General features: G+C 72.2%; 6 protein-coding genes and 2 pseudogenes. 2 read left to right on the forward strand and 6 right to left on the reverse strand.

The window, feature by feature from the left end:
* Positions 1–702 (reverse strand): annotated as a pseudogene (locus Q8S40_RS10680) (hypothetical protein); the annotation flags it as partial.
* 123 nt (positions 703–825) lie between these two features.
* Between Q8S40_RS10680 and Q8S40_RS10685 the strand changes: the two are divergent.
* Both Q8S40_RS10685 and Q8S40_RS10690 read left to right on the forward strand, forming a co-directional pair.
* Positions 826–1,746 (forward strand): annotated as a pseudogene (locus Q8S40_RS10685) (DnaJ C-terminal domain-containing protein).
* On the forward strand, positions 1,743–2,009 hold the full coding sequence (locus Q8S40_RS10690; RefSeq protein WP_305670374.1) for a chaperone modulator CbpM: 267 nt from the start codon (positions 1,743–1,745) through the stop codon (positions 2,007–2,009). Before Q8S40_RS10685 ends, Q8S40_RS10690 begins: the two are co-directional and overlap by 4 nt.
* A gap of 6 nt (positions 2,010–2,015) precedes the next feature.
* Here the strand turns inward: Q8S40_RS10690 and gpmI are convergent, their stop codons facing one another.
* The 5 genes from gpmI to rsfS form a co-directional block, all read right to left on the reverse strand.
* The gene (gene gpmI, locus Q8S40_RS10695; protein ID WP_305670375.1) at positions 2,016–3,545 is read right to left on the reverse strand and encodes a 2,3-bisphosphoglycerate-independent phosphoglycerate mutase; all 1,530 of its coding nucleotides are present in this window, start codon (positions 3,543–3,545) and stop codon (positions 2,016–2,018) included.
* A gap of 77 nt (positions 3,546–3,622) precedes the next feature.
* On the reverse strand, positions 3,623–4,480 hold the full coding sequence (locus Q8S40_RS10700; RefSeq protein WP_305670376.1) for an ion transporter: 858 nt from the start codon (positions 4,478–4,480) through the stop codon (positions 3,623–3,625).
* A gap of 71 nt (positions 4,481–4,551) precedes the next feature.
* Positions 4,552–5,223 carry an NnrU family protein gene (locus Q8S40_RS10705; protein ID WP_305670377.1) on the reverse strand — a complete coding sequence of 224 codons (672 nt, stop codon included), beginning with the start codon at positions 5,221–5,223 and terminating at the stop codon, positions 4,552–4,554.
* Between the two features lie 30 nt (positions 5,224–5,253).
* Complete coding sequence (locus Q8S40_RS10710; protein ID WP_304810872.1) at positions 5,254–5,736, reverse strand: 23S rRNA (pseudouridine(1915)-N(3))-methyltransferase RlmH; 483 nt, start codon at positions 5,734–5,736, stop codon at positions 5,254–5,256.
* On the reverse strand, positions 5,720–6,570 hold an 851-nt coding region (rsfS, locus tag Q8S40_RS10715), incomplete at its 5' end, for a ribosome silencing factor (RefSeq protein WP_305670378.1). The genes Q8S40_RS10710 and rsfS, both read right to left, overlap by 17 nt.

Consider the following 6,570-nt stretch of genomic DNA (forward strand, 5'->3'; position numbering starts at 1 on the left):
GGCGGCGGCGGCGGCCTGGGTGGCGGCGCGTTCCTCCGCGGCCTCGGCATCGCCGCGGCGGCTTCGGGCCACGGCGAGTTCCGCCTCCAGCCCCGCCACCGCTTCCCGCGCGCCGCGTTCGGCGGCTTCCAGGGCCAGCGCCTCCCGCGCCGCCAGCCATTCGGCCTGCTGTGCCGCGACCTGTGCCTCGCGCAGCGCGGTGGCCTCGTCCTCCAGCCGGCGGATCAGGCCGCGCAGCACCAGGGCGCCGCGCAGCGCATCCTCCGGCTCGCCGGGGATCGCCAGCACGGTTTCCGCCGGATACAGCGACAGGCGCAGCATCACCGGCAGCAGCGGCCGCATCGCGGTGGCGCGGTCGGCAATCTGGCGCGCGGCGCGGGCGCCGGCGGCGCGGGCAGCCTCCAGGCGTTCCGAGACCTCGGCGACCTCCGCCTCCGCCGCCTGGGCCAGGGCGGCCAGTTCCACCCGGCGGGCGGCCAGCGCCACCTCCTCCTCCGCCAGGGCGCGGGCGCGGGTGGCGGCGTCCTCGGCTTCCTGGCGGCGTTGCTCGGCGGCCTGCTCGGCGGCCCGCAGATCCCGCGCGGTGGGTTGCGCCTGGGCCAGTGAGTCGACCGGCGCGCACAGGAATGGCAGCAGCAGGGCAAGCCGCCATGCCGCGCGCCATCCGCCCGCCCGTCCCGTGCTATGCTGCGAAACCTTCAAGCCCTGCACCCCCGTGCTGCATAGACCCCTGCCCCGCGCAGGGACAAGCGCGGGCCGCTTGGCGCGGGGTGCGCGCGTTTCCATCTGTGACACTGGGGCAGTTTCGCCCCGCGAGAGGGCTGCATGGCAGAGGATCCCTACAAGGTCCTGGGCGTCGCCCGCGAGGCGACGCCCGAGGCGATCAAGAAGGCCTACCGCAAGCTGGCGCGGCAGAACCACCCGGACCTCAACCCCGGCAAGCCGGAGGCAGAGGCGCGCTTCAAGGCCGCCGCCTCCGCGCATGACCTGCTCTCGGACCCGGACCGCCGGGCCCGCTTCGACCTCGTCTAGATCGACGCCGAGGGGCAGGAACGGGCGCCGCCGCACCCGGCCGGCGGCTGGCGACGCCATGCCGATGCGGCGGCGGGCGGGCGCTATGAGCCGCATGTCGATTTCGGCGATCTCGGCGACGTCTTCGCCGACCTGTTCGCCCGGCAGCAGGCGGCGGAATCCGCGCCGCGGCCGGGGCGGGACATCGCCTATCACCTTCGCGTGCCCTTCCTGTCCGCGGTGCTGGGAGCGACGGAACAGCTTGTGCTGCCAGATGGCCGCCAGCTCAGCGTGCGGATTCCGCCCGGCGTGGTCAGCGGCCAGTCGCTGCGGCTGCGCGGCCAGGGCGGGCCGGGCCGCAATGGCGGGCCGGCCGGCAATGCGGTGATCGAGCTGGAGGTGGCGGACCACCCGCTGTTCCGGCGGGATGGCTTCGACCTGCACCTGGACCTGCCGGTGACGTTGCGGGAGGCGGTGCTGGGCGGCGCCGTGACGGTGCCCGCGCCGGCCGGCCCGCTGCGCGTCACCCTGCCCGCGGGCAGCGATACCGGCCGCGTGGTGCGGCTGCGCGGCAAGGGCGTGGCGGCGGAAGGCAACCGCCCGGCTGGCGACCTGTTGCTGACCCTGCGGGTGATGGTGGGCAAGCCGGATGCCGCGCTGGAAGCCTTCCTGCGCGACTGGCAGCCCGAACACCCACAGGACCCGAGGGAGGCGATGGGGGAGGCCGCGCCATGATGACGCTGGAACTGGTTTGCGCGCGCTTCCAGGGCCTGGCGCCGGAGGAACTGCGCGGCTGGGTCGCCGCCGGATTGGTCCGCGCCGACCCGGAGGGCGAGGCGCTGGTGTTCCAGGAGATCGACGTGGCGCGCATAGCCCTGATCCTGGAATTGCGCGAGACCCTGGCGCTGGAGGAGGACGCACTGGCCCTGGTGCTGTCCCTGCTGGACCAGATCTACGCGCTGCGCCGCCGCCTGGGGGGGCGCCTGGGGGAAGGGTAGCCCGCGCTACCCGCGCAGCAGCGACTGCCCCGTCATCGCCGCCGGCTGCGCCACGCCCAGCAGCGCCAGCAAAGTCGGCGCGATATCCGCCAGCCTGCCATTCGCCAGCCGCGTCCCTGGCGGCGCGTTCATCAGCAGCACCGGCACCGGGTTGGTGGTGTGCGCCGTATGCGGGCCACCCGTCACCGGATCCCGCATCATCTCCGCATTGCCATGATCCGCCGTGACCAGCAGGCGGCCGCCGGCGGCGCGGATCGCCTGGGCGATGCGGCCGAGACCGGCATCCACCGCCTCGCACGCCTTGATCGCGGCGGGCAGGCTGCCGCTGTGGCCGACCATGTCGGCATTGGCGAAGTTCAGCACGATCAGATCGTATTTGCCCGATTCGATCGCGGTGACGCATTTGTCGGTCAGTTCCGGGGCCGACATCTCCGGCTGCAGATCGTAGGTCGCGACCTTGGGGGAGGCGACCATGATGCGGTCCTCGCCCGGATAGGCCGTCTCCTCCCCGCCATTCAGGAAGTAGGTGACGTGCGGGTATTTCTCGGTCTCCGCCATGTGCAGCTGGGTCAGCCCGGCTGCGGAGACGACGGCGCCGAGGATGTCCTCCATCGATTGCGGCGGGAACAGCGCCGGCAGGAAGGGCGCCAGCACGCTGCTGTATTCGGTCATGCTCGCCGTGGCGGCGAAGCGGATGGTGGGGTCCGCCTCGAAGCCGGCGAAGGCGGGCTCGACCAGGGATGCCATGATCTCCCGCACCCGGTCGGCGCGGTAGTTGAAGCACAGCAGCCCGTCGCCGTGATTCATGCAGGCGTAATCGCCGATCGGGCTGGGCGGCAGGAATTCATCCGTCTTGCCCGCCGCATGGCCGGCGGCAATCGCCTCCTGCGCCGTGGCGAAGCGCGTGCCCTTGCCCAGTACCATCACATCATGTGCCAGGCGCACCCGTTCCCAGCGATTGTCGCGGTCCATGGCGTAGTAGCGGCCGCAGATGCTGGCGATCCGCGCACCCGCCGGCAGCGCCGCCTCGAACTTGGCGAGGAAGGCGGGGGCGGAGCTGGGGGCGGTGTCCCGGCCATCGGTCCAGGCATGCACGCGCACCTGCAACCCCGCCGCCACCGCGGCACGGGCGAGTGCCACCGCATGGTCCTGGTGGCTATGCACGCCACCCCCGGAGACCAGCCCCACCAGATGCAGCACGCCGCCCGCTTCCCTGGTGCGCGCCACCAGGCGGGTGAAGCCGGGCAGGGTGGCGATGGAACCATCGGCGCAGGCGGCATCGATGCGGACCAGGTCCTGCATCACCACGCGGCCGGCACCGATGTTCAGGTGGCCGACCTCCGAATTGCCCATCTGGCCATCCGGCAGCCCGACATCGCGGCCGGAGGTGCGCAGGAAGGCGCGCGGCCCGGCCTGCCACAGCGCATCGAAGACCGGCGTATTGGCCTGCAGCACCGCATTATCCGCCGCCTCCTCACGCCAGCCCCAGCCATCCAGGATCGCGAGCATGACGGGGCGGTGGGCGGGTGCGGGCATCGGGCGGCGTCCTGTCCGGTGGTCGCGCTGGCTCTACAGCAAGACCGCCGCGAATTGAACGCCCTGCCGCCGGCGGGTCAGCGCTGCGCGCGCAGCTCCGCCATCTCCGCCCGCAGCGCGCGGATCTCGGCCAGCAGCATCTGGCTGTCCGCATGCGCCTCGCTGCGCACGGCATCGGCGGCGGCCTGCGTCGCCGCGACATCGGCGCTCTCGCGCTGGGCGCGCAGCGTCTGGATGCTGTCCACGATCACGCCGATGAACAGGTTCAGCACCACGAAGGTGGCGATCAGGATGAAGGGCACGAAGAACATCCAGGCCAGCGGCTGCACCGCCAGGATCGGCCGCACATTGGCCTCGGACCAGCTCTCCAGCGTCATCATCTGGAACAGGGTATAAAGCGTGAGGCCGAGCGAGCCGAAACGCTCCGGCAGGATATCCCCGTACAGCTTGGTCGCCATCACGCCGAAGACGTAGAAGATCAGCCCCATCAGCAGCACGATGCTGCCCATGCCGGGCAGGGCGGCCAGCATCGCCTCCACCACATGGCGCATCGACGGCACGGCGGAGATCAGCCGCAGCGCGCGCAGCACCCGCAAGGCGCGCAGCACGGAAAGCGGGCCGGTCGCCGGCATCCAGGCGATGGCGATCACGATGATGTCGAACAGCCCCCAGGGGTCGCGGAAGAAACGGCCACGGAAGGCGTAGATGCGGAAGGCGATCTCCGCGGTGAAGATCCACAGCAGCGTGCGGTCCACCACATGCAGCAGCCCGCCCCACTGTTCCATGATGCCGGCCGAGGTCTCGAGCCCCAGCGTGATGGCGTTCAGGATGATCAGCCCGATCACCGCCTTCTGGAACAGCGGCGTGAGGACCAGCCGGGCGGCGCGCGCGCGCGGCGAGGAGCCGGCATCGGCCGGCATCATGACTTCCTGCATCAATCGGAAATTCCCTGGAGGCGCGGCAGGGAATGGCGTTTCCCCGCGCCGCGTTCAAGCCCCCAGGCCGGTTACATCAGGATGGCGGGCACGCCGAAGATGTGGCGGTGGAAATGCAGCAGCGCCGCCCACAGCAGCAGCCCGACCAGCGGCGGCATCAGCCCGATCTCCCGCAGCGCCAGCCGGTTCCGCCCGGCAGCGATGGCGGCGAAGGGGATGATGGAGGTGCGCGCGGCGAAGGCCGGCCAGCTTTCCGCATGCCGCGCCGCCAGCTTGGCATCGATCGAGGGCATGCCGGCCAGCGCCGTCACCAGGAAGGCCCCGAAAAACACCAGGGAGGCGGTATCGCCATTGCCGGCCATGTGAATGCCGGCCCACAGCGCGAAGGACCACAGCATGGGGTGGCGCGTGATGCGCTGGATGCCGCGCGGTTCCTCCCCCAGACCCTTGTTGCCGACGGCGGTGGGGTTGCGCTTGTGGCTGGTCATGAACAGCACCAGCGCCGGCAGCATCAGCACCGCCAGCACCCAGCGCAGGCCGGGCCCGGCGAACCACAGCGGCGTCGTCGGCGCGTTCTGCCAGGCCAGCACCAGCAGGGTGATCGACACGACGGAGGTCAGCGAGAAGCCGATCATGAAGGCCTTCTCCCCAACCGCCGCGATGACGCGGCCGCGCAAGGCGGTGCCGGAGATGCCGACATGGACACCCACCCACAACAGGGCCGCAAGAATCAGCAGGGTCATGGCGTGGCGCTCCGGCGATTGCTGGCGCACTCAAGCAGGGCGCCAGGCCCGATGGTAGGGGTGGTTGGTGCGGATCGCCTGCACACGGAATAATTGTTCGGCCAGAAGGCCGCGCACCAGGAAATGCGGCCAGGTCAGGCTGCCGAGCGACAGGCGATGGTCGGCGCGGTCCAGCACCGCCTGGTCCAGCCCCTCCGTCCCGCCGATCAGGTAGCAGACCGGGCGGGCCGCCTCGTCCCAGCGGGTCACCAGGGCCGCCAGCGCCTCCGTCGTCGGCGCGGCACCGCCGAGGTCGAGGGCCACGGCGAAGGCGGCCTCCGGCAGCGCGGCGAGCAGGGCCGCCCCCTCCCGCCGGCGGATCTCCGCCGGATTGGCGCCCTGCGCCTCGGCCAGTTCCGTCACCGCCAAGGCGGGCCGGAGCCGGGCGGCGTGCTGTTCGAACAGCGCGCGTTCCGGCCCCGGCTTCATCCGCCCGATGGCGATGAGGCGCGGACCCCTACTCGTCGTCGTCATCCTCGATGCCCGGCTCGGGCACGGAGCCGTCATCGGGCAGCGGGGTGCGGTCTTCCTCCGCGACCTCCTCGGCGCGCGCGGCGGGGCTGTCGGGGCCCCACATCCGCTCCAGCCCATACAGCGTGCGGGCTTCGGGCTTGAACAGATGCACCACCAGGTCGCCGGCATCGATCAGCACCCAGTCCGGGGAGGCCTGGGTGGCATCGCGGCGCAGCTTCAGCCCCTCCGCCTCGAAGGCGTCCTCCAGATGCGAGGCCATGGCCTGCATCTGCCGGTCGGCGAGCGCCGTGGCGATCACCAGGTAGTCCGCATAGTCGGCGCGGCCGGTGACATCGAGCACGATGATGTCCTCGGCCTTGTCGGCATCGAGGCTGGCCTGCGCGGCCGCGACCAGCCGGTCCAGCAGCGCGGGTTCCACCTTCTGGCGTTCCGCGCGGCGCGGGCGCAGCGCGGCGCCCGAAGCTTCGGCGGTGGCTGTCGCGGCCTCGCCATCAGCCGGGGCGACCGCATTCGCCTTGGGCTTGCGCGTGGCGTGGCGCTTGGGCGGCGGTGCCGCTTCCGCGTCGGCCGGGGCGTCCACGGCAGGTTCGGCCGTGGTTTCGGCCTTGGGCTTGCGCGTGGCGCGGCGCTTGGCCGGCGGCGCGGCCTCGGCCGGCACCAACGGCTCCGCCTTGCGGCTGGCGCGCGGCTTGGCAGCGGCCTTCGGCTTGGCGGCGGGCTGGGCGGCGGCCTTGGCGGCGGCCTTCGGCTTTGGGGCGGGCTTGGCAGCGGCCTTCGGCTTTGCGGCGGGCTTGGCGGCGGCCTTGGCAGCGGCCTTCGGCTTTGCGGCGGGCT

This window comes from Falsiroseomonas sp., from assembly GCF_030695085.1.
Lineage (GTDB): Bacteria > Pseudomonadota > Alphaproteobacteria > Acetobacterales > Acetobacteraceae > Falsiroseomonas.

Bases quoted from the DNA above. Each gene is read 5' to 3' on its own strand.
- Q8S40_RS10690 (WP_305670374.1), top strand. From the start codon at position 1,743: ATGATGACGCTGGAACTGGTTTGCGCGCGCTTCCAGGGCCTGGCGCCG.
- gpmI (WP_305670375.1), bottom strand. From the start codon at position 3,545: ATGCCCGCACCCGCCCACCGCCCCGTCATGCTCGCGATCCTGGATGGC.
- Q8S40_RS10700 (WP_305670376.1), bottom strand. From the start codon at position 4,480: ATGCAGGAAGTCATGATGCCGGCCGATGCCGGCTCCTCGCCGCGCGCG.
- Q8S40_RS10705 (WP_305670377.1), bottom strand. From the start codon at position 5,223: ATGACCCTGCTGATTCTTGCGGCCCTGTTGTGGGTGGGTGTCCATGTC.
- Q8S40_RS10710 (WP_304810872.1), bottom strand. From the start codon at position 5,736: ATGACGACGACGAGTAGGGGTCCGCGCCTCATCGCCATCGGGCGGATG.